At 59.4% G+C, this 21,172-nt stretch carries 15 protein-coding genes; 6 read left to right on the top strand and 9 right to left on the bottom strand.

The window, feature by feature from the left end:
• Positions 1 to 129: 129 nt before the first annotated feature.
• Positions 130 to 3,054, bottom strand: a complete 2,925-nt coding sequence (locus CFN46_RS12005) for an FAD-binding and (Fe-S)-binding domain-containing protein (RefSeq protein ID WP_246116461.1) — start codon at positions 3,052 to 3,054, stop codon at positions 130 to 132.
• 96 nt (positions 3,055 to 3,150) lie between these two features.
• Positions 3,151 to 4,857, bottom strand: a complete 1,707-nt coding sequence (locus CFN46_RS12000) for an L-lactate permease (RefSeq protein WP_088743640.1) — start codon at positions 4,855 to 4,857, stop codon at positions 3,151 to 3,153.
• Positions 4,858 to 5,281: 424 nt separating this feature from the next.
• Here CFN46_RS12000 and CFN46_RS11990 point away from each other — a divergent pair, with 424 nt between their 5' ends.
• From CFN46_RS11990 to CFN46_RS11980, 3 genes are read left to right on the top strand one after another with little or no spacing between them, the layout of a single operon-like run.
• A complete protein-coding gene (locus tag CFN46_RS11990) occupies positions 5,282 to 6,052 on the top strand; it encodes an FCD domain-containing protein (RefSeq protein WP_088743639.1) in 771 nt (256 codons plus the stop codon).
• Positions 6,049 to 8,499: an ATP-binding protein gene (locus CFN46_RS11985; protein WP_088743638.1), complete on the top strand. Its 2,451-nt coding sequence runs from the start codon at positions 6,049 to 6,051 to the stop codon at positions 8,497 to 8,499. Before CFN46_RS11990 ends, CFN46_RS11985 begins: the two co-directional genes overlap by 4 nt.
• 29 nt (positions 8,500 to 8,528) lie before the next feature.
• Entirely contained in the window at positions 8,529 to 9,968 is a 1,440-nt protein-coding gene (locus CFN46_RS11980) for a sigma-54 dependent transcriptional regulator (RefSeq protein WP_088743661.1), read from the top strand.
• Between the two features lie 44 nt (positions 9,969 to 10,012).
• On the opposite strand, the gene CFN46_RS11975 is transcribed toward CFN46_RS11980, so the two are convergent.
• The 3 genes from CFN46_RS11975 to CFN46_RS11965 all read right to left on the bottom strand — a co-directional run bounded on the left by CFN46_RS11975 (position 10,013) and on the right by CFN46_RS11965 (position 12,969).
• The gene (locus tag CFN46_RS11975) at positions 10,013 to 10,720 is read right to left on the bottom strand and encodes a metal-dependent hydrolase (RefSeq protein ID WP_088743637.1); all 708 of its coding nucleotides are present in this window, start codon (positions 10,718 to 10,720) and stop codon (positions 10,013 to 10,015) included.
• A gap of 291 nt (positions 10,721 to 11,011) precedes the next feature.
• Positions 11,012 to 11,554: a gamma carbonic anhydrase family protein gene (locus CFN46_RS11970; protein ID WP_024953352.1), complete on the bottom strand. Its 543-nt coding sequence runs from the start codon at positions 11,552 to 11,554 to the stop codon at positions 11,012 to 11,014.
• Positions 11,555 to 11,625: 71 nt separating this feature from the next.
• Complete coding sequence (locus CFN46_RS11965; protein WP_024953351.1) at positions 11,626 to 12,969, bottom strand: sodium-dependent transporter; 1,344 nt, start codon at positions 12,967 to 12,969, stop codon at positions 11,626 to 11,628.
• 309 nt (positions 12,970 to 13,278) lie between these two features.
• Here CFN46_RS11965 and prlC point away from each other — a divergent pair, with 309 nt between their 5' ends.
• Both prlC and CFN46_RS11955 read left to right on the top strand, forming a co-directional pair.
• Entirely contained in the window at positions 13,279 to 15,327 is a 2,049-nt protein-coding gene (gene prlC / locus CFN46_RS11960) for an oligopeptidase A (RefSeq protein WP_088743636.1), read from the top strand.
• Between the two features lie 200 nt (positions 15,328 to 15,527).
• Entirely contained in the window at positions 15,528 to 15,779 is a 252-nt protein-coding gene (locus tag CFN46_RS11955) for a YheV family putative zinc ribbon protein (RefSeq protein ID WP_024953350.1), read from the top strand.
• Between the two features lie 131 nt (positions 15,780 to 15,910).
• Here the strand turns inward: CFN46_RS11955 and sodC are convergent, their stop codons facing one another.
• Together sodC and metF are read right to left on the bottom strand one after the other, a co-directional pair.
• Complete coding sequence (sodC, locus tag CFN46_RS11950) at positions 15,911 to 16,453, bottom strand: superoxide dismutase [Cu-Zn] SodC (protein WP_339378987.1); 543 nt, start codon at positions 16,451 to 16,453, stop codon at positions 15,911 to 15,913.
• A 252-nt stretch (positions 16,454 to 16,705) separates the two neighbouring features.
• A complete protein-coding gene (gene metF, locus CFN46_RS11945; protein WP_024952797.1) occupies positions 16,706 to 17,557 on the bottom strand; it encodes a methylenetetrahydrofolate reductase [NAD(P)H] in 852 nt (283 codons plus the stop codon).
• A gap of 316 nt (positions 17,558 to 17,873) precedes the next feature.
• On the opposite strand from metF, the gene CFN46_RS11940 reads away from it, so the two are divergent.
• Positions 17,874 to 18,803 carry an AEC family transporter gene (locus tag CFN46_RS11940; protein WP_088743660.1) on the top strand — a complete coding sequence of 310 codons (930 nt, stop codon included), beginning with the start codon at positions 17,874 to 17,876 and terminating at the stop codon, positions 18,801 to 18,803.
• Between the two features lie 20 nt (positions 18,804 to 18,823).
• On the opposite strand, the gene CFN46_RS11935 is transcribed toward CFN46_RS11940, so the two are convergent.
• Positions 18,824 to 19,717 carry a UDP-2,3-diacylglucosamine diphosphatase gene (locus CFN46_RS11935; protein WP_088743659.1) on the bottom strand — a complete coding sequence of 298 codons (894 nt, stop codon included), beginning with the start codon at positions 19,715 to 19,717 and terminating at the stop codon, positions 18,824 to 18,826.
• Positions 19,718 to 19,854: 137 nt separating this feature from the next.
• Positions 19,855 to 20,934, bottom strand: coding sequence for a GGDEF domain-containing protein (locus CFN46_RS11930; RefSeq protein ID WP_176426468.1), 1,080 nt, complete (start codon positions 20,932 to 20,934; stop codon positions 19,855 to 19,857).
• Positions 20,935 to 21,172: the final 238 nt, after the last annotated feature.

The raw sequence follows: 21,172 nt of genomic DNA, 5'->3' as shown, positions 1-21,172 counted from the left end.
ACCTGCACACCTCTTTCACCGCTGGTAACGCCATGCGTCCCCGGCAGCGGATGCGTACTTTACGCACCGGACCGGTTCAGCGCAAGGCCTTTTGGGAAGAAATGTCACACTTCTGTCAGAAAGTGATAATCAGAGCCTCGCCGCGGGTCTGGACGCCCTATCTACCAGGCCGAGAATGGATTGATAACTCAGCCCCGAGTGCTCGCTGAGCCCTATCTCGCAGGTGCGTGAATTCGAGACACCGTAGTCACAGCCTGCGACCTCACTCCTTAAATCCTTGAGAGCAGAGGCGTTCAACTCTGGCGTCGAGAAGCCCTTGTCACCGGCAAAGCCACAGCAGGTGATCTCTTCAGGCACGACTATCTCCTGTGCACAGCGACGGGCGAGCTCTATAAACCGGTCCGCCAGCCCCATCCGCACGCTGGAGCAGGTGATATGGACAGCCACCCTGTCAGCCAGTGGCTCAATCGTGAGATGCGGCAATAGATAGTCGAGCACCAACTCCACTGGCTCCACCAATGTGAGCACAACCTCGAGGTGCTCCTGCGCATAGGCCTGAGCCTGAGCCAAGCACGGACTGGTATCACAGAAGATAGGCAGGCGACCGCCGTCACTGGCAGTGACCAGCGCCGCAGCCAGCTCAGCAGCCTTGCCATCACCTGCCTCAAACTGACCCTTGGACTGAAATGCCATGCCACAACACAGGCTATCCACTCCCTGCGGCACCACTACCTCGAAGCCCGCCTTATCCATCAGCGCCAGTGCCATCTCGGTTACGCTGCGTGCATCACGATCCTCGCGAGCAGCGCCAAACACGCGCGTGGCACAGGAAGGGAAGTAGACGACATGGCCACTGGGTGCATCACTGCGTCCAAGCGGCTGCGCCAAGTGCTTTATATAGGGGCGCGGCGCGTTGGCGGGCATGCTCGGTGTCCATTGCTGTACCTGACCACCCGAGCACTTGCGCGCCATATCACTCAGGCGTTGCATGTTACGCGCTCCCAGTATGCCATTCAGTCCATCTGCCAGCCTGAGCACGCCACGCATGCCACTAGTGACGCGCGTGAAGTGCTCACCCGTCCAGCGCGCGACCTTTACCTTGCCGGGATGCGCATCACCGGCATTCTCGTCGTGACGCAGACCGCGAATCAGATCACCTGTGTTGATGCCGACCGGACACTGCGTCGCACACAATCCATCACCGGCGCAGGTCTCCATACCTTGATAGGCATAATCCTTCTTGAGCGCCGTCAGCAGGGAAAGCTGTTCGGCATCGGGAGCCTCGAGCGCTGTCAGTCGCGCAATCTCGCGACGGATGACGATACGTTGCCGTGGCGTCAGGCTGAGATTCTTCGAGGGGCACACTGATTCACAGAAGCCACATTCGATGCAACGGTCCACCAGTGGGTCCGCCGCCGGCAGTGGCTTGAGGTTTTCCAGATGCAGTCGCGCATTGCGACTCAGAATCACGTCAGGATTGAGCAGGTTGTCCGGATCGAAAGCCGCCTTGATACGCCACATCAGCGCATAGGCATCCGTGCCCCACTCAAGTTCGACGTAAGGTGCCATGTTGCGTCCCGTACCATGCTCGGCCTTGAGCGAGCCGCCATATTCCTGCCCGACCAGCTGTGCCACCTCGTCCATCAATCCCTGATAGCGCTCCACCTCGCCATCGCGCTCGAATCCCTGCGGGAAGACGAAATGCAGATTGCCCTCCAGTGCATGGCCGAACAGGATCGCTTCGGGATATCCGTGACGCTGGAAGACCTCCGTCAGCGCACCGACGCCCTCCGCCAATCGTTCGATAGGGAAGGCGACATCTTCGATGATCACGGTCGTGCCGACATCACGCACTGCACCGACGGCCGGGAAGAGGCCTTTGCGGATTTTCCAGTAAAGCGCATAGCGCGCGGGGTCCTGAGTGAAGCCCCATGGCTCGCAGGTAGCGATATCCGCAAGTACTCGTCCTACCTCCGTCATGCGAGCCTCAAGCTCATGTAGCTGCGTACCGCGTACATCAATCAACAGTGCGACCGAGGCTTCCGGCAGCTGACGCAGCACCTCCGGCATGCCCGGTTCGTTCTCGACCGAACGCAGCGCAGCGCGGTCCATCAACTCCACGGCTGCAACCGGTGCCTGCTTGAGCAGCATGGTGGCACGACAGGCCGCATCGATATTCGGGTAATAGACGAGCGCGGCAGCCTTGTGCGCCTCCTCGACTACCGTGCGATAGGTAATGGACGCAATGAAGCCCAGCGTCCCTTCCGATCCGATCATCAGGTGCTTGAGAATCTCGAGGCCATCGACATAGTCAACCAACGCATTGAGGCTATAGCCGGTGGTGTTCTTGAGGCGATACTTGTGACGAATGCGCTCTGCCAGCGGCGTATCGTGACGTATCTCATCCGCCATCTTTTCCAGTGACGCCAGCAACGTCGCGTGACTTTTACGGAAGGCTGCCACGCTATGGCGGTCTGCCGTATCCAGGCAACTACCATCCGCAAGAATGACGCGCATGTCTTCGACGGTACGATAACTGTTATGTGCTGTGCCGCAGCACATGCCCGACGCATTGTTGGCCGCGATGCCACCGATCATGCAGCTATTGATGGAGGCGGGATCGGGCCCGATCTTGCGTCCGAAAGGTGCCAGCAACTGATTGGCCCGTGCACCAATGACTCCCGGCTGCAGCCGAATGCGATTGCCTTGCTCGAGAATCTCGACACCACGCCACTCTCCCCCCAGCTGAATCAACACTGAATCCGTTACCGCCTGCCCTGACAGCGATGTTCCTGCCGCACGGAACGTGACCGGCAGCTTGCGCACACGACATTCGCGCAGCACATGGCCCAACTCCTGCTCATCGTGAACGCGCACCACCAGCTTCGGAATCAACCGATAGAAGCTGGCATCCGTGCCATACGCCAAAGTGCGCAGTGCATCATGGATCAAGCGCTCATCAGGGATATGGAGCGATAGCGCCTCACGCAGTGCCCGATAGGCGTCAGCCCGCTCGGCCATCAGAGACACATCGATCGGGGCAGCGGCAGTCATGGCTAGCCTCTCCTTATATACAGTTACGAATTCGGAAGGCCTGGCCCGAGGCGCTGCATTCCCTGAACAGTCAGCGCAGCGCCTCGGGCCCAATGCCTAGAGAGACAACGGATCACTTACTCCGATCAGGTGGAAGGCCAGCATTCCCAGCACACCCGAAGCGAGTAGATAGTAGGCCGTCGGAATGGCGGTCATGCGTAGTGTCCGTCCTTCACGTCCAAGCAGGCCGACAGTCGCCGATGCCGCCACGACATTATGGATGGCAATCATGTTACCTGCCGCAGCCCCCACCGCCTGCAGCGCCACCATCAGTGCACCGGACAAGCCAAGCTGCGTTGCCACGTTGAACTGGAACTGCGACAGCATCATGTTGGAAACGGTGTTGGAGCCCGCAATGAAAGCGCCCATCGCGCCAATGGTTGACGCGAACAGCGGATACATCTGCCCTAGTCCATCAGAGACGACGTTGGCCATCATCACCGGCATCGAGGCCAGATCATTCAGATTGACGCCGGAGTTGATCAGGATACGCACCATCGGAATGGTGAAGATCAACACGAAACCGGCACCGAGCAGCGTGCGCCACGACTCACTGGCTGCAGCCACCAATTGACGCCCCTGCATGCGATGCAGTACCAGCGTGATCAGTGCCACAAACACCATGATGCCGCCCGGCAGATACAGCGGCTGCACCGAGCCGGAAATCCCGCTCGCCCCCAGCAAATCCGTCACACTGAACTGCACACTGACCAGCAGCGCCTTGAAGTCTGCCGATACCCGCGATGCCACCAGCAGCAATGCGATCAGACCATACGGTAGCCATGCCAACCACAGCGGCAAGCGACGCGTACCAGCAGCGGCCACCTCGACATCATCACGCTCCAGCTTGAGATCTCCCAGCCAGTGCGTCGGCCATTCGGCTTGTGGCGGAAAGTCCCAGCTGTCCTTCGGCAACAGGAAGCCTGCGCGGGCAGCGGGTACCACGATAATCAATCCAACCAATGCCCCGATCAGCGATGGGAATTCCGGACCGAGAAATACACCGGCCGCGACATACGGAAGCGTGAAGCAAAGACCCGCGAACAGGGCAAAGGGAGCAATCGAGAGCCCCTCGGTCCAGCTTTTCTTCGCTCCGAAGAAGCGCGTCATCATGACCGTCATGAAGAGTGGCATCAGCAGGCCGACGATGCCGTGCACGATTGCCACCTCAGAGGTGATCAACTGCAGGAAGACATCCCAGCTGGAATGGTTCGCCAGCAGTTGCTCACTAAGGCCAGCCTTGTCCAGGCCGGCATTCACGCCGATCACGATAGGTGTACCGACCGCGCCAAACGAGACCGGCGTCGACTGAATCATCATCCCCACCATGACTGCTCCCAGTGCAGGGAATCCGATGGCGACCAGCAACGGGGCGGCAATCGCGGCCGGTGTACCAAAGCCTGACGCACCCTCGATGAAACTACCGAACAGCCAGGCAATGATGATCGCCTGCACGCGGCGGTCCGGGCTGATGGTGGTGAAAGCACTGCGAATCACCGCGATCGCCCCGGAATGCTTGAGCGTATTGAGCAGGAAGATGGCGCCGAAGATGATCCATAGCACCGAGACCGTCACCAGCAAGCCTTGCAGCGTGGACGCCAGAATACGCATCAGCGACATGTGCCATGCAAAGTAGCCGATGGCCGCCGTGACCAGGAAGACCAACGGCATGGCGCGGCGCGCAGGCCAATGCAGGCCGACGAGCAGTACGCCCGCCAGCAGAATAGGGGTAAAGGCCAGCAAGGCCAGGAGGGGCTCGGACATGACGGGGACTCCACAGGCATATTGTTTTGATTGTTGTCTTGGCGCAGTGATGACGAGAACCGTGGGCTTGGCGTACCCAATGGGCGAGAGGCATCTCGCATCAGATAATTGGTCTTACCAATTTACCTTGCTGTGCGTCGGCATAATCTAGGCCTCACTCCAAGACAGGTCAAACCCCTTGAAGAATATGCGTAATAGACATTGGTCAAAGCCTATTGGTGGGCGATAATTGGTAATACCAATTATTTGATAGTGCATTCCTTCATGCAGGGCGTGGTTGTCAGCCATATTGGTAAGACCAATGTCTGGCTGTGTGGCCTGCCATCCAAACGCCACACTCGTCGAGATAGTGCCTATAGGCGTCATCGCCACACGCACTGCTTGATCAAAAAGCGCGCATCAACATCGCAGCAAGGACAATCCCATGCGTTATGCCCCCGTTCGCCAGCCTCGTATTGCCGACGTGCTGACCGAACGCCTCGAGAGCATGATTATCGAAGGCAGCCTGAAGCCCGGTGAGCGACTGCCTCCCGAGCGCACGCTCGCCGAGCAGTTCGCTGTATCGCGCCCCTCGGTGCGAGAAGCGATCCAGAAGTTGGCGGCCCGAGGCCTGTTAACCTCGCGCCAAGGCGGAGGCACTTACGTCTCCGAAGCCCTATCACGCGCTTGGTCCGACCCACTCAGCGAATTACTCGGCCGCCATAACGAGTTCAATCTCGACTTGCTGGAGTTTCGCGACGCACTGGAAGGCATCAGCGCCTATTACGCAGCGCTGCGCTCCACCCCTGCCGACAAGGAGATGCTGCGTCAGCGCTTCGAGGCATTGGAGCGCAGTTTCGAGGGACGAAACCCGGAGCTTGAGGCCAGGGCTGATGCCGGATTCCACCTCGCCATCGCCGAGGCTGCCCACAACGTGGTGCTACTGCACTCGATGCGCAGCCTGTTCCAGTTGCTGGAAAAGAGCATCGTGGCCAATTTGCGCCATCTGTTCGAGAAGCCGGAATCTCGTCCACGCTTGATTCAGCAGCATCGCGCGCTGTTCGAGGCCATCATGGAAGGGCGCGCCGAAGACGCACGCAACGCCGCGCACGAACATCTGGTTTTCGTTGAGGATTCCCTGCTGGAACTGGAGCGTGCTGAAACCCGCGCCCAACGTGCCTTGCGTCGTGCCCAGGCCATGCCGGATCGCTCATGAAGGCCACCCGTCTGCCGCACATTTGGCGTCTTGCTCTCGCGATAGTCCTGCCACTGGGGCTGATGCTATGTGTGTGGCAGGCGGTGGAGGTGGCGCGTAACCAGGGGATTGAGCGCCTGACTCACGAGGCAGATAACGAGCTACGCTTGACGGCCGCCAGTCTGCGCGGCCAGCTGAGCCGTCACGCCTATCTACCACGATTGGTCGCCGAGAATGATCAATTACGTGCCTTTCTCGATCATCCGGGTGACCCCAGCGCCGAAGTGGCACTCAATCAGCGTCTGGACCGCATGCGGGCGCTCGCTGGCGTATCGGACCTCTATCTGGTGGACGATCGCGGCACCACAATTGCCGCCAGCAACTGGCGCTCGCCTTCCACCTTCATCGGTCAGAATTATCGTTTCCGTCCTTACTGGAAAGACGCCATCGGCGGTGGCGAAGGCCGCTTCTATGGACTCGGCACCAGCTCGGGTGAGCGTGGTTACTTCTTCAGTGCATCGGTCATCAGTCCTTCTGGCCGTCGCGGAGTCGTGGTGGTCAAGGTACAAATCGCCGACCTGGAAGCCAGCTGGCTGGACCAGAATGCCGACATCATGGTCACTGACCCACATGGCGTCATCTTCATCGCCAGCCAACCGTCCATGGTGCTGCATACGTTGGACCCTCTTAGCGAAGCAACGCGCAATCGCCTGCTCGACACCCAGCGCTACGCCAATCAACGCCTGCTCCCCTTGCGCCTCTATCATCGTGAAGCTCTGCCACAGACACTCGAGCGCTTGAATGTCGAGTCTCCGAGTGAGGCTAATGATGACGGCGGTGCTATCACTGAGGTTCGCAATAGCGCCGGTGACAGTTCTCATGACAGCGCTTATGACAGCCCCGCCGAGCTGCTGCAGCTAACCCCGGGCGATCTCTGGCGGCATGCCTGGCTGAGTCTGTCGCGCCCGTTGCCGGATATCGGCTGGCGCCTGCATGTGCTCAAGCCTCTCGCCCCGTTACGCGGGGGTATCTGGCAAGCCGCAGGACTAGCGGCGGGGGTCTACGCCTTACTGTGCCTTTTAGCCGGGCTGGGCTGGCAGCGTTTACGTATCCTTCGCGAGCGACAACTGTTTGCGAAGCGTGAACGTCTGAGTCTCGCCGCAAGCCAACAACGCGTACGTGGCATCATCGACCGCACTCGCGCGGGACTGTGCATTCTCGATGAGCACACGCGTCTGGTGTATCTCAATCCCACGGCGGTTGAGCTATTCGGCGCAGCCCTGAGCAGCGCGCATCCTCCCAGTGCACGTGAAGGGCGTGATCTGCGCGAACTATTTCTGCCCGCCGAGCGCCAGCAACTCGACTCCCTGACCCGCCCACACGCCATCGGGCCATTAGAGCTACATGGCCTACGTGGCGGGATGGCAATCCCGCTGGAGCTATCCTGCTCACCACTGCAAAGCCCCAATGGTGCACGCTGGCTGGTCACGGTCTTCGATGTCAGCGAACGGCGGGCGCAGGCCGAGGCCCTCGCCCAGGCGCGCGATGCCTTTGAGCAACGCGTAGTCGAGCGCACCCGTGACCTCGCCGCCAGCAATGCGCGCCTGAGTGGTGAGGTGGAGGAGCGTACGCGTGCCGAGCGTGAACTGCGCACCACCCGTGATGAGCTGATTCAAACCGCCAAACTGGCAGTACTGGGTGAGCTGGCAGCAGGCATCAATCATGAACTCAATCAGCCACTGGCCGCTATCCGTGCCTATGCCGAGAATGCCACTGCCTTCCTTGCCCGTGGCCAGCATCAACAGGTCGATGCCAATCTGGCGCAGATTACCGAGCTGACCCAGCGCATGGGCGAGATCAGCGCTCAGCTGCGTCAGTTCTCACGCAAGAGCGGAGACCGCCTCGAAGCCGTCGATCTCGCCACCAGTCTCAACTACGCCTTGCGCTTGCTTCACGCGCGCAGCGACATGCTGGGCGTGGTGGTCGAGCTGCAACAGGATGGCCGACCGTTGGATGAGCAGACACCGCCACTCGCGAGTGTGCGTGCTGAGCCCGTCAGACTGGAGCAGGTATTGGTCAATCTGGTCGGTAATGCGTTGGATGCGCTGGCCGGCATGCCAGCCACCTTCCGCCAGCCTCGCATCACCATCACGCTGAGCGAGCAGCAGATGGCGCCCAACGCCTCCCCTCAGATCGTACTGGAAGTACATGACAACGGTCCCGGGCTCGCACCGGCGCAACTCGCGCGTGTCTTCGAGCCTTTCTACACCCAACGCGCCGACGGCCAAGGACTGGGGCTGGGCTTGTCGATCAGTGCTCGTATCGTCAATGACCTCGGGGGCATGCTGGAGGCACATCCTTCACCGCTGGGCGGCGCACTCTTCCGGCTGACACTGCCGGCTGCCCTTCCCGCCATGACAGCATCGCTATCGCCTACTCTCCCCCCAACACCACAGGAGTCGACATGAGCCCATCACCCGCGCACACCAACGATGCCATGGCCTCATCCGCCGTCATGCAGGTGCTGGTGATTGATGACGAACCGTCTCTACGTGACAGCCTGAGCCAGAGTCTGATGCTGGCCGACTACACCACCCTGCCACTGGCGAGCGCCGAGCAGGCTCTCGAGTTGCTCCGCCGCGACACGCCCTTTTACGGCGTGGTAATTACCGATATCCGCATGCCGGGCATGGACGGCCTGAGTCTGTTGCGTGCTGCGCGTGAGCTGGATGACGAGCTACCGGTGATCGTGATGACCGGCCACGGCGACATCGATACCGCGGTTGCCGCGATGCAGGCCGGCGCCTGGGACTTCATCGAAAAGCCTTTCGATCGAGAGCGCCTGCTGGATGGAGTACGCCGTGCAGTCGCTGCCCGCAGACTGGCGCTGGAGAATCGCTCGCTACGCGAACAGTTGGAGACTCAGCGTAATAGCGCTGGGCCACGGCTGGTGGGCAGCAGTGAAGTGATTCAGCGCTTGGATGCTCAGGTGTCACGACTAGCACGCGTGGATGCCGATACGCTGCTGTTTGGCGAAACCGGTGCCGGCAAGGACCGCGTCGCCCGCTGCCTGCACGAACGCAGTGCCCGCGCCAGCAGGCCCTTCGTGGCGCTCAACTGCGGCGGCATGCCAGAGACATTGATCGAGTCGGAGCTGTTCGGCCATGAGAAAGGCGCATTTACCGGTGCCAGCGCACGTCGCATCGGCAAGCTGGAACACGCCGACGGTGGCACCCTGTTTCTCGACGAGATTGAATCGATGCCGTTGTCACTGCAGATCAAGCTGCTGCGTGTCCTGCAGGAGCGCAGTATCGAGCGACTGGGCAGCAATACACCGCACCCGATCGACATTCGCGTAATCGCCGCGACCAAGCGTGATTTGCGTGAGGCCGCCAGCGCCGGTGAATTCCGCGAAGACCTCTACTATCGACTCAATGTCGTCACGCTCTATCTACCGCCCTTGCGTGAACACGCAGAAGACATCCTGCAACTGTTTCGCCACTTCGCGATTCTCGCCAGTGAGCGCACCAGCCTGGAAGTCCCACCCTTGGACGCCACGACACTCCAGGCACTGTTGGCTCACGACTGGCCAGGTAATGTGCGCGAATTGCGCAACTGCGCCGAACGTCATGTGCTGCTCGGCGGACTGGAGGGCAATATCGGTGACAGCATGGCGGAGGGACGCCCCTTGGGCCGCTCGCTAGACCGAGCCACCGAGGAGGTGCCCGCCTCATTGGAAGGCAGCATGACGGCTGCGACTCAAGGCCAGCCCCTGCCAGTACGCATGGAAGCCTTTGAGGCAGCGCTGATTTGTGAGGCACTGGCGGCCTGTCAGGGTCAGGTGGTGATGGTCTGCGAACAGTTGGGCCTGCCGCGCAAGACACTCTACGACAAGCTCAAGAAACATGGCTTGAGTGCCGAACCTTATCGTCGCTAGGCTCCACCGATATCACATGCCGCCAAGCTGGAAAACAACAGCCCTTAGATACCGGCCATCAGACGAGACAAACCAGCACCAAAGATAGATAGCGGCACTTGCAGGTGCAGGATATCCACCAGCACCTGCAATGGTGGCAGCCACGGACTCATCGCACCGATCACTATCACCATCGCCAACGAGTTGCCTGGCTGGCGATAATCGAACAGCTTGAAGGCGGTGCCGAAGCTCTTCTTGAGACGCGCCCCCACCATGTCGACGCTATACATCTCGTCGAGCAGCAGGTGAATCATTGCACCGAACAATAGCGCCGCGCCCTGCCACCATGCCTGCTCTTCACTCTGACCGAGCAGATGCAAACTCGCCGCCGTCACGCCCAGTGCACACAGCAGCGACGCCAACAGCGAGTGCCAGATACCGCGATGAACGGTAAAGCGCTTGAAGATCGCGCTGGCGACATAACGCACGCCCATGTAGGTACCGCCGCCCGCCATCAGCAAGGGGCCAGCCAGCAGACGGTCTTGCAGCAATAGCACACAGGCCATGGTGGCCAGCACCGCAAACAGAGTAAACAGGATGCGAATGGCACGCGAGTTGTCGGAATCAATATCCGGCAGAATGCCGCCGAAGGTCGTCAGACCGGCCAGCGGAATGCCATCGACCAGCGACCAGAGGCCGCCCTGCCAACCAGCAGCCGCCACGATGCCGCCCGCAAAGGCAGCAACGGTAATATGGGTACGAAAATTGGCCATGAGATACGGGTCGCGAGCCCTCGCCAAGGTCACTGGACCAGCCACCACGTGCAGGCACTGGATATATGTCCAGATTATGACGCAGTCATTTCATGAAAAACAATGGCTTGTAGGATAATCAACGTTGAGATGACTCCTCCCGCCTCGCGCTCTAGTCTCTTATGGCCCAGATATATACCTGTAAACGCACACTCCCCCGTCAGCGCGAGCCAACGGGGGAGTGTGCGTTTACAGGCCAGGCGAGCCGCCTGACGAGGTCTCCGGACTAACACCAGAACCTCGTGCCGTGAGCTACTCGGGATAGCCTTCGGCCAGATGCTGATCCTTCAGCTTGACGTAGTTCACTGCCGAATAGGCGAAGAACTCACGTTCACTTTCCTTGATGGGACGCAATGCCCGCGCGGGATTACCGGCGTAGACATGCCCGCCCTCCAGACGCTTGCCCGGCGGCACCAGCGCGCCAGCCGCGATGATGACTTCATCTTCCACTACCACACCATCCATCACGATAGCGCCCATGCCGATCAGCACACGGTCGTGGATGGTGCAGCCATGCAGCACGGCCTTGTGACCAATCGTCACGTCATCTCCGATTTCCAGCGGATAGCCGCCCGGATTGAAATCACTGGCGTGGGTGATGTGCAGCACCGCGCCGTCCTGCACGCTGGTACGCGCGCCAATACGGATACGGTGCATGTCGCCACGAATCACGACCAGCGGCCATACCGAACTGTCATCGCCGAGCGCAACATCGCCCAACACCACACTGGTGGGGTCGATGAAAACCCGTTCGCCAAGACGCGGCGTCAAGCCCTTGAAGGATCGAATGCTCATGCTTTACCTCCTGATTTAGGCGCCCAGACTACTGCCAGAAAGCGCTTGGCGCCAATCCCGTGCTTCAGCGATCACTTGAGGAAGCTCCATGCCAGCACGACCAGCACCAGCGGAATCGAGACCCAGCGCAATACTCCCCGCCAGACGCGGAAGAAGCGCCGCGACGTCCCCAGCCCCGCCAGTGCCAGATGCTGCGGCATCACCCAAGCCGCGAAGATCGCGATCAACAGCCCGCCGACCGGCAGAAAGAAGTCAGGCGGAATCGTCGTCACCAGGTCAAAGAAGTTCATCTCACCTAGCACATGCACGTCCTTCAGGCTGGAGAATGACAATACGGACAACAGCCCCGCTGCCCACACACAGATACCCACGACCAGCGCCGCACGACGACGTGTCAGTCCCCAGCCTTCCAGCACCTCGACGATGGGCTCGGCGATATTGATTGAGCTGGTCCAGGTCGCCAGCAACAGCAGCAGGAAGAATAACGACAACAGCAGTGCGCCACCGGGCAGGTTGGCAAAGGCGATCGGCAAACTGACGAACATCAAGCCGGGGCCAGACGCGGGGTCCATACCCTGACTGAAAACGGCGGCAAAGATGGCGATACCCGCCAGCAGTGCCACGCCGATATCCAGTGCTGCAACCGCCACAGCGGCTGTCGGTAGGCTCTGGCGCTCCGGCATATAAGCACCATATGCCATCAGTGCGCAGGCACCGACGGCCAGCGTGAAGAAGGCATGCCCCATCGCATTGAGCACCACATCCAGCGTAATCGCCTCCGGGTTGGGCATGAACAGCCAGCTGAGCGCAGGGCCAAAGCCGGGCGTGCTGACGCTGTAACCTGCCAACGCCAGCAACAGCACGTAGAGCATCGGCATCATCAGGTTGTTGAGGCGTTCAAGCCCGGAGGAGATACCCGCCGCAACCACGCTCATGGTCATCAACATGAACAGGGTGTGGTTGAAGGTCATCGAAATCGGATCATCAAGGAAGCCATTGAACGCCGCGCCGACCTGCGGCGGCGTCATGCCACTGAAATCGCCCTTGAGTGAATCCACCAGATATTCGATCGACCAGCCCGACACCACCGAATAGAACGACAGGATGAAAAACATGGTGAGCGCGCCGAATAGCCCCAACCAACGCCAATGAGGTGAGCTGCCGCCCGCAGTGGCCAGATAGGCCAGCGCCTGCATCGGCCCACGGCGTCCGGCACGCCCGATCATGATTTCAGCCATCATCACCGGCAGCCCCAGCAATACGACGAAGCCAATGTAGAGCAACAAAAACGCCGAGCCGCCGTTCTCGCCGGTCATGTAAGGGAAACGCCAGATGTTGCCCAACCCGACGGCGGCGCCGGTCACTGCCAGAATGAAGGCCCGGCGGCTGCCCCAGCGTTCGGTGGTTTCGCTCATGTCTGCTCTCGTGGTCAAGGGACGGTGATGAAGAGGTGTGATCCAGTAACAATGATCAAGGGCTGCAAGATAGCAGCCGCGCGGGTCAGGGCCAATGCGACGCGTACGTCTGAGCGATGCTCATGCCAACGCTCATGCCAGTCACTCTCAGGCGCCCCTATCACGTCGATAGATTGAATAACGCGCGCATAGGCCTCACATTCAGGGTATCCCCGCGGCAACGGTGGTCATGTTTTCAAATGCACATCAGTGCATGGCACTTTTTTATCTCTCCCCGCTGCCGCTCATCTGAATAGCGTGAGGTATCGCATGTCGATCAATCCCCTGCTGGAACACAACACTCTGCCGCCCTTTGATAGCCTGAAGGCCGAGCACGTCGAGTCCGCGATCAGCGAGCTGCTGGAGCATAACCAGCAGGAGATGGAGCGTCTGATCGACGCCACGCGCGACGATACGCGCTGGGACAACTTCGCGGCGCCATTGGAAGCTCTAGGTGATCGCCTCAGTCAGGCGTGGTCGCCAGTCTCGCACCTCAATTCGACCATGAATTCACCTGAGCTGCGTGAAGCCTATCAAGCCTGTCTCGCCAAGCTGTCGGCCTACTCCACCTGGGTCGGTCAGAACAGTGATCTGGCAGCGGCGTATCAGCGTCTGGCAGACAGCAGCGAGTTCTCGACTCTCGATGAAGCGCAACAGAAGGCGATCACCAACAGCCTGCGCGACTTCCGTCTCGCCGGTGTCGATCTGCCGGACGACAAGAAGCAGCGTTATGGCGAGATCCAGGCGCGCCTGTCGGAGCTGTCCAACACCTTCTCCAACCATGTGCTGGATGCCACCCAGGCTTGGCACAAGGATGTCGAGGAAGAGGCGCTGACGGGCGTGCCGGAAAGCGGCCTCGCGGCGCTCAAGGCCAACGCTGAAGCGAAAGGGCTGGAAGGCTATCGTATCACTCTCGACTTCCCGAGCTTCTTCCCCGTGCTCAGCTACGCCGACAATCGCGAGCTGCGCGAAGAGGTCTATACCGCCTTCGTGACACGTGCCTCCGACAAGGGACCGCAGTCGGGTGATTACGATAACGGCCCGGTGATCGAAGAGATTCTGGCACTGCGTCAGGAGCTGGCAGGACTGATCGGCTTTGACGACTATGCTGCCCTGTCGCTGGCGACCAAGATGGCGGACTCGCCGGCTCAGGTCATCGCCTTCCTTGATGATCTGGCGACCCGAGCGGTGCCGCAAGCGCGTGAAGAATTCAACGAGCTGGCCGCCTACGCCACCGAGAGTCTCGGTATTGATGACCTGCAGCCGTGGGATGTCGGTTTTGCCAGCGAGAAACTGCGCGAATCACGCTACGCAATCAACCAAGAACAGCTACGCCCTTACTTCCCGGCGCCGCAAGCCATCGATGGCCTGTTTGAAGTGGTCAATCGCCTCTACGGCATTACATTCAAGCAGCGCGACGTATCGGTATGGCACGCAGACGTGAGCTACTACGAAGTGCTGGAAGATGGCGCGCCGATCGCCGGTTTCTATCTCGATCTCTATTCACGCGAAGGCAAGCGTGGCGGTGCGTGGATGGACGAGTGCCGCGTACGTCGCCGCCGTGAAGATGGCAGCCTGCAGTTACCGGTCGCCTACCTGACCTGCAACTTCACCCGTCCGGTGGGCGAGCGTCCGGCACTGCTGACGCACGATGAAGTAGTCACGCTGTTCCACGAATTCGGCCACGGTCTGCACCACATGCTGACCCGTCAGGAAGTCGCCGAAGTCTCCGGCATCAATGGCGTGGCGTGGGACGCCGTCGAGCTGCCTAGCCAGTTCATGGAAAACTTCTGCTACGAACGTGAAGGCCTTGACCTGATCGCGCGTCACGTCGATACCGGCGACCGCCTGCCGGATGACCTGCTCGAACGCCTGCAGGCTGCACGTAACTTCCAGGCCGCGATGACCATGGTTCGCCAGCTGGAGTTCTCGCTGTTCGACTTCCGCCTGCACCACGAACTCGACAAGCCGTCCGCGACAGAAGTTCAGGCACTGCTCGACGAAGTTCGCGGCAAGGTTGCCGTAGTGCCGCACGTCGATTTCAACCGCTTCCAGAATGGCTTCAGCCATATCTTTGCTGGCGGCTACGCGGCGGGCTACTACAGCTACAAATGGGCAGAAGTCCTGTCAGCCGATGTCTTCAGCGCCTTTGAGGAAAGCGCCGTCTTCGATACGGCAACAGGCCTGCGCTTCCGGGAAGAAGTCCTGGCACGCGGTGGCTCACGTGATGCCGCCGAGCTGTTCCGTGCCTTCCGTGGCCGTGATCCGCAGGTCGATGCTCTGCTGCGTCACTCTGGTATCGGTGCGCAAGCGGCCTGATCAAGAGCCATGCACCCGCCAGTACGTCTACACGCCCCTGACCTTTATCGGTCGGGGGCGTATCATATGGGGCATTGAATACCCTGTCCGATCCTGACCATCCGTATGATCTGCCCGCCAGCCTCGTACCTGCCTGAGGTTGATCCAGAGCTGACTGATACTGGCCCGACTGACACTGACCTGACTAAATAGGAGGCTCCATGTCTGCCATCAAGCGCTTCATCGCTGGCGCCGTCTGCCCGCGCTGCGGAGAAATGGACCGCCTGCGCACCTGGGAGCAGCACGACACGCGTTACCGTGACTGCGTATCCTGTGACTTCTTCGAACAGCAGGCCATAGAGGAACCGCCAACGCTGGCCGAGATCGCCACACGGGTCAATGCGCCGCGCGAGGCACCGGCAGTCGGCGAGGTTCAGCCGGTCAGAATCCTCGACCCCGGTAAACGTCACTGATGCCTGAATGGATAAGCTGTCGCTGATAATGAACCATGAAAAAGCCCCGCCAGCTGGCGGGGCTTTTTCATGTCATATCAATCACGTGCCGATAGGTATCATTTCTCGGCACGAGCCAATCAAGCAAAGTGCTATTGGATCACACCGCAGGCAACACGCGAGCCACCACCCCCAAGCTTGGGCGTATCGGTGTAGTTGTCACCACCGGAGTGAATCATCAGCGCATGGCCGCTGAGGTCACTTTCCTCAAGACGCGGTGCCAACACTGGCAGTGAAATCTTGCCATCGGCATCGACGCTCAGCGCCGGGAGATCCCCGAGATGGCCATCGCCATACGGCCCTTGGTGAGTCTCTGTGCCTTCCGGGTCGAAGTGGCTGCCGGCTGCGGCTGCAGCAACGGTTTCACCATCCTTCTCGGCAGGCTCACAACTAGCCTTGGCATGCAGGTGGAAGCCGTGAATACCGCTCTCCAGACCCTCGACCTTCGGTGTCAGTAACAGTCCATTCTGAGTATCTTCGGCCATGATGCTCCCCACGGCCTCGCCGATACCCTCAGCATTCACACGATGCATCTCGATCTCGGTAGATGCCTGAGCCGCACCACTGGCCAGGCATGTACCCAGAGCAAGTGCAGCACATGTTTTCAGCAAGGGACGCTGTGTCATGATGTTCATAAGCAATCTCTCCAGCACGTAGGCCGACACCCGAATGTGAGATCAAAGCTCGATACTGGATGTCGAAGTGGTGAGTGGTCGGTGCTACTCATCACAACCTCGGGGCCTGAGCCAACATGTTCAATGCTTACGAGAAAAGAAATCCCGTTGCGAAACGCACCCCCCCCCCACCAGAAGCTGGCAAGGGCGTGTTATCAAAGGCTTTTCGGCACGACGCGCCAGATCATGGTTATCGTCATGATCAGCGGATAATCATGCGCTGGTGATGCCCAGATTCCTGAGGACATTGAGGCTCGGCTCAGCCTGATTGAGCGTATAGAAATGCAGGCCCGGCGCACCGCCATCCAGCAGGCGCTCGCTCATGCGTGAGATCACCTCGGTGCCAAATTTCTGGATGCTCTCGCTGTCATCGCCGTAGCTCTCAAGCTGCTTGCGAACCCAACGCGGAATATCCGCACCGCAGGAGTCGGAGAAACGCGCCAGCTTGGTGTAGTTGGTGATCGGCATGATGCCTGGAATGATCGGCTGCTCGATGCCAATGGCCCGCGCACGCTCCACGAAATGGAAATAGGCATCGGCAGTGAAGAAGTACTGAGTGATGGCGATGTTGGCCCCCGCATTCATCTTGCGAGCGAAGTTCTCGAGATCACGCTGATAGTTGTCCGCCTGTGGATGACATTCCGGATAGGCAGCCACGGCTATCTCAAAATGATCGCCGGTCTCTTCACGCACGAATTCGACCAGCTCGTTGGCATAGCGCAGCTCACTACGTGCGCCCATACCAGACGGCAGGTCACCGCGCAGAGCAACCAAACGCTTGACGCCCCGCTCGCGATATTCGCTCAGAATTTCGCGCAGCTCACCACGATCACTCCCTATGCAAGACAGGTGCGGAGCGGTGCAGACACCACTGCTGCTGACCGCATTGACGGTATTGAAGGTACGTTTACGGGTGGAGCCACCGGCACCGTAGGTCACGGAGAAGAATGTCGGGTCGATGACTGCCAGACGATCGCGGACATCCATCAACTTCTCGTGCCCCACCTCGGTATTCGGTGGGAAAAATTCGAAGCTGATACCTAATGGATGCTCGCTTGCGCTCATGGGATAACCCTCTGTGGTCAATCGTGTCCAGCATTGATGTTTTTTCGCCGCACACTTCAAGGTGTGCGTGCTACAGCATGCATTGCATTCTGAACTGAGCCGCGAGTCTCGGCTAATGAAAGGTTTTCGCCTCAACATCAATATCATTCATATAAGAATCTTCTTTCTTATAACCATAATCTTTCACGTATCGAAGTATTCTCACCAGAGGCTCTAGCACGAGACTTGCGTGTTGATTGTCATCATTCACTGGATGACGCCGGCACATGTCGCGCGGCATGATGAGAATAGCCAACAACATTCACAAGGACAGGTGATGGACCATATCGATCTACAGCAGCCCCTCTGGATGCTGATTACCTTTGTTGCCATTGGCTGGCTATGCGCACGCCGACTCGCGATTGACCCGCGCCCTATCGCTACCCTGCTTATCTACGTGATTGCACCACTGACCTTCTTTCGTGGACTCGTACTCGGTGAGCCATCGCTCAGTGATCTCGGTCTGACACTCGGCCTGTTCACGATCTCAAGCGTGCTCTGCCTACTGACCCGACCGCTGGCGGCGATGTTCTTCCCACCACAGGAAGCGGCGCTATTGGCCTTCTCTGCCGGCACCGGCAATACCGGTTACTTTGGCCTACCTGTCGCCATGCTGCTGCTGCCGCCAGAAGGCGTGACCCAGTATCTCTTCTGTTTGCTGGGCATCACGCTCTATGAATTCACGCTGGGTTTCTACGTCAGTGCGCGTGGACAATTCTCGATGCGCGAAAGTCTGACCAAGATCGTGCGTCTACCGCTGATCTACGCCTTCCTCGCCGCCCTGTTGGTCAGCACGCTGGGGATTGGCATTCCGGACGCCGTGCTGGAGGGGCTGAACTACTTCAAGTACAGCTACACGGTACTGGGCATGATGATCATCGGCATGACACTCGGCGGCATCAGCCTGCGCGAGGTAGACCCGCGCTTCATTCTTGCGGCTTCGGCGCTGCGCTTCGTGATGTGGCCACTGCTGAGTCTGGGCAGCGTGATGCTACTGGGTAGCCTGACGACGCTCGACCCTGTACTGGCACAGGCACTGCTACTGCTGGGCGTGGTACCCATGGCCGCCAACGTCGTGGTGCTGGCCATCGAACTGAATATCCAACCGGCCAAGGGCGCCATCGCAGTGATGCTGACCACGCTGGCCGCCCCGCTGGTTATCCCACTATATCTCTCGTGGATGCTGGCGATCAGCGGGCTGGGCTAGAAAATACGGGAGAAATGGGCTCAAGCCCCCGTCATCTCCGGGGGCTTGCATGCCATGACAGGCTGCTGAATGGCCGGGTCTATCACGGCCTGGCGTGACATCACGAAGCGTGGCGCGCTTTCAATGATCTGTCCCTGCCAATCAATCAGATGCAAGGCACCGTCCGCATCCTCAGCCAGTGCGGTGCAATGCTCGACCCAGTCACCGTCGTTGCAGTAGAGCACACCATCCTCAACCCGAAACCCTGCCTGATGAATATGTCCACCGATATAGCCATCGAGACCCTCAAGACGTGCCTGGCGCATGGCCGCTTCCTCGAACTGTGCGACATAACGCTGCGCCGTCCCACTACGACGCTTGAGTGCGCTGGCGAGCGACCAGTAAGGCAGCCCAAGCAGTGAGCGGCCACGATTGCACCAGCGGTTGAGTGACAAGATGAAGCCGTGCATGCCATCACCCAATGTGAGCAACCACGGTGCGATGCGCACATGGGTATCAAACTCGTCGCCATGTGAGACCAACAGACGACGACCGCTAGCAGTGACATGAATCGCGCGGCGCTCGATGCTCACGTTATGCAGCTTCACGCCACAGAGCCGACGAAACGATGCATCGTGATTGCCGGGAATATAGATCACCTCACAGCCGCTACGCGCCAAGCGCAGCACACGGGCTACCAGTGCCTGCTGATCCTTGTCGAGCACGGCGCGCTTGCGCATCGCCAGTAAATCAACGATATCGCCCACCAGATAGAGTCGCTCAGGGCGCACGCGACGCAGCAACTTGGAAAGCAGCGCTGCCTGACAATCCGGGGTGCCTAGATGTAGATCAGAAATAAACAGAGTACGAACCTGCCCGAGAGAGGCAGCTCCAGAACAGGAATCATCTTGAGAGGGAAAGCGCGGCGCGGTCATGTCTGTCACCTCTGAACCAATGAATGCGGCCAGAAGGGCCACACCGAGATAGCGTGACATGGGCTAGTGACATGAACGTAACAAGCAGATGAACACGCGGTGACAACTGCCATGCATCCAAAGGATATCGAGGTAGCTCAGGCCTGACGATCACTCAGGCCCGCCGCGGCACGGCGACGCGCGCGCTTCTGGCGATACATGCGGTCATCGGCGATCTGGATCAGATCATCCACGTCCACATCGCTCTGCAGTACAGGGTCATGAGTTACGCGCCCGATGCTGATATCAACCGGGAAGGCGATTCCCTCTCGCAGACGGCGCTCCTGCAAGCGGCGCATCAACTGAGTTGCTGCCTGCTGACTGGCCATGTCACAAGCGCCCGGCAGTACGACCAGAAACTCATCACCACCCAATCGGCACGCCATACCCTGATCCCCCGCCGCCTGTGCCACACCCTCAGCGACCAGCTGAATCAAGTGGTCGCCCTCGGCATGTCCAAAGCTATCGTTGACGTGCTTGAGCCGATCAACATCCACAAACAGAATTGACAGGCAGCGGCGCACACGCGTGCTATCCAACAGCACCTGCTCGAAGAACTCGAGACCAAAACGTCGATTCGGCAGACTGGTGAGCAGGTCGTGATTAGCGCGGTATTCAAGCTCGTGCTGTTGCGTCAGCAGTTGCTGGTTGACGCGATTCAGCTCGGTGTTGCGTCCTTCCAGTGCCAATCGCAGCATGACCGTACGCTGAAACGTGGAGAAACGTGCATGCGCAAGCGCCGGTGCGATACACAGCGTCGTCATCAGATAGGCACCGCCAGCCCCGACCAAGTCGGTCAACTGCAGGGGGCTTAGCCAGGTGAAGATGGGGATATAGAACACAATCAAGGGCAGACTACTGGCGAGCTGATAGCGCCAGCCCCATACCAGCCAAGCTGGCATGGCAATCAACATACAGGTCGCAAAACTCAGGTTCCACAGCGATAGCGCGATGACGTTATCAATCATCGCAGCACCAAAACAGAAGAAGAGATTGCTCGCTATCGCCCCGAACAGCACGATGCCATTAGGATTCTGCGGATTCCTGCGCAACAGGAAAACACACAGCAAACAGATTCCGATCAGCAGGAAGCGCCCTGCCCATAATAGCTGCCAAGCGTTCGGCACCTCGAAGTAATCGAAGAGCAGAAAGCAGGATAGTCCGGCAATCGCGAACATGACGAACGTGTAATTTAGCCGAGCACAATACCGGCGAGACTCGCTATCAGAGCCAGGATTGCCTGGCGGCATGAGATGGTCATGAAAAGGCACGGCACACCCTCAGGCAATAACTAGCGTTCTCTAATGCTACACCCCACGCAGGAATGCCCCTATCTCGGTGTTGGCTGATTTGTTAACGCTACGCCAGAAGCTCTGAAGGCCAGAGATGAAAATCGTAACGCCTCAATGCGAAAGC

It is taken from the genome of Cobetia sp. QF-1 (genome assembly GCF_002213105.1).
Taxonomy (GTDB): domain Bacteria; phylum Pseudomonadota; class Gammaproteobacteria; order Pseudomonadales; family Halomonadaceae; genus Cobetia; species Cobetia crustatorum.
The sequence above is the reverse complement of the archived record's forward strand: the minus strand, read 5'-3'. Positions and strand labels throughout refer to the sequence as shown.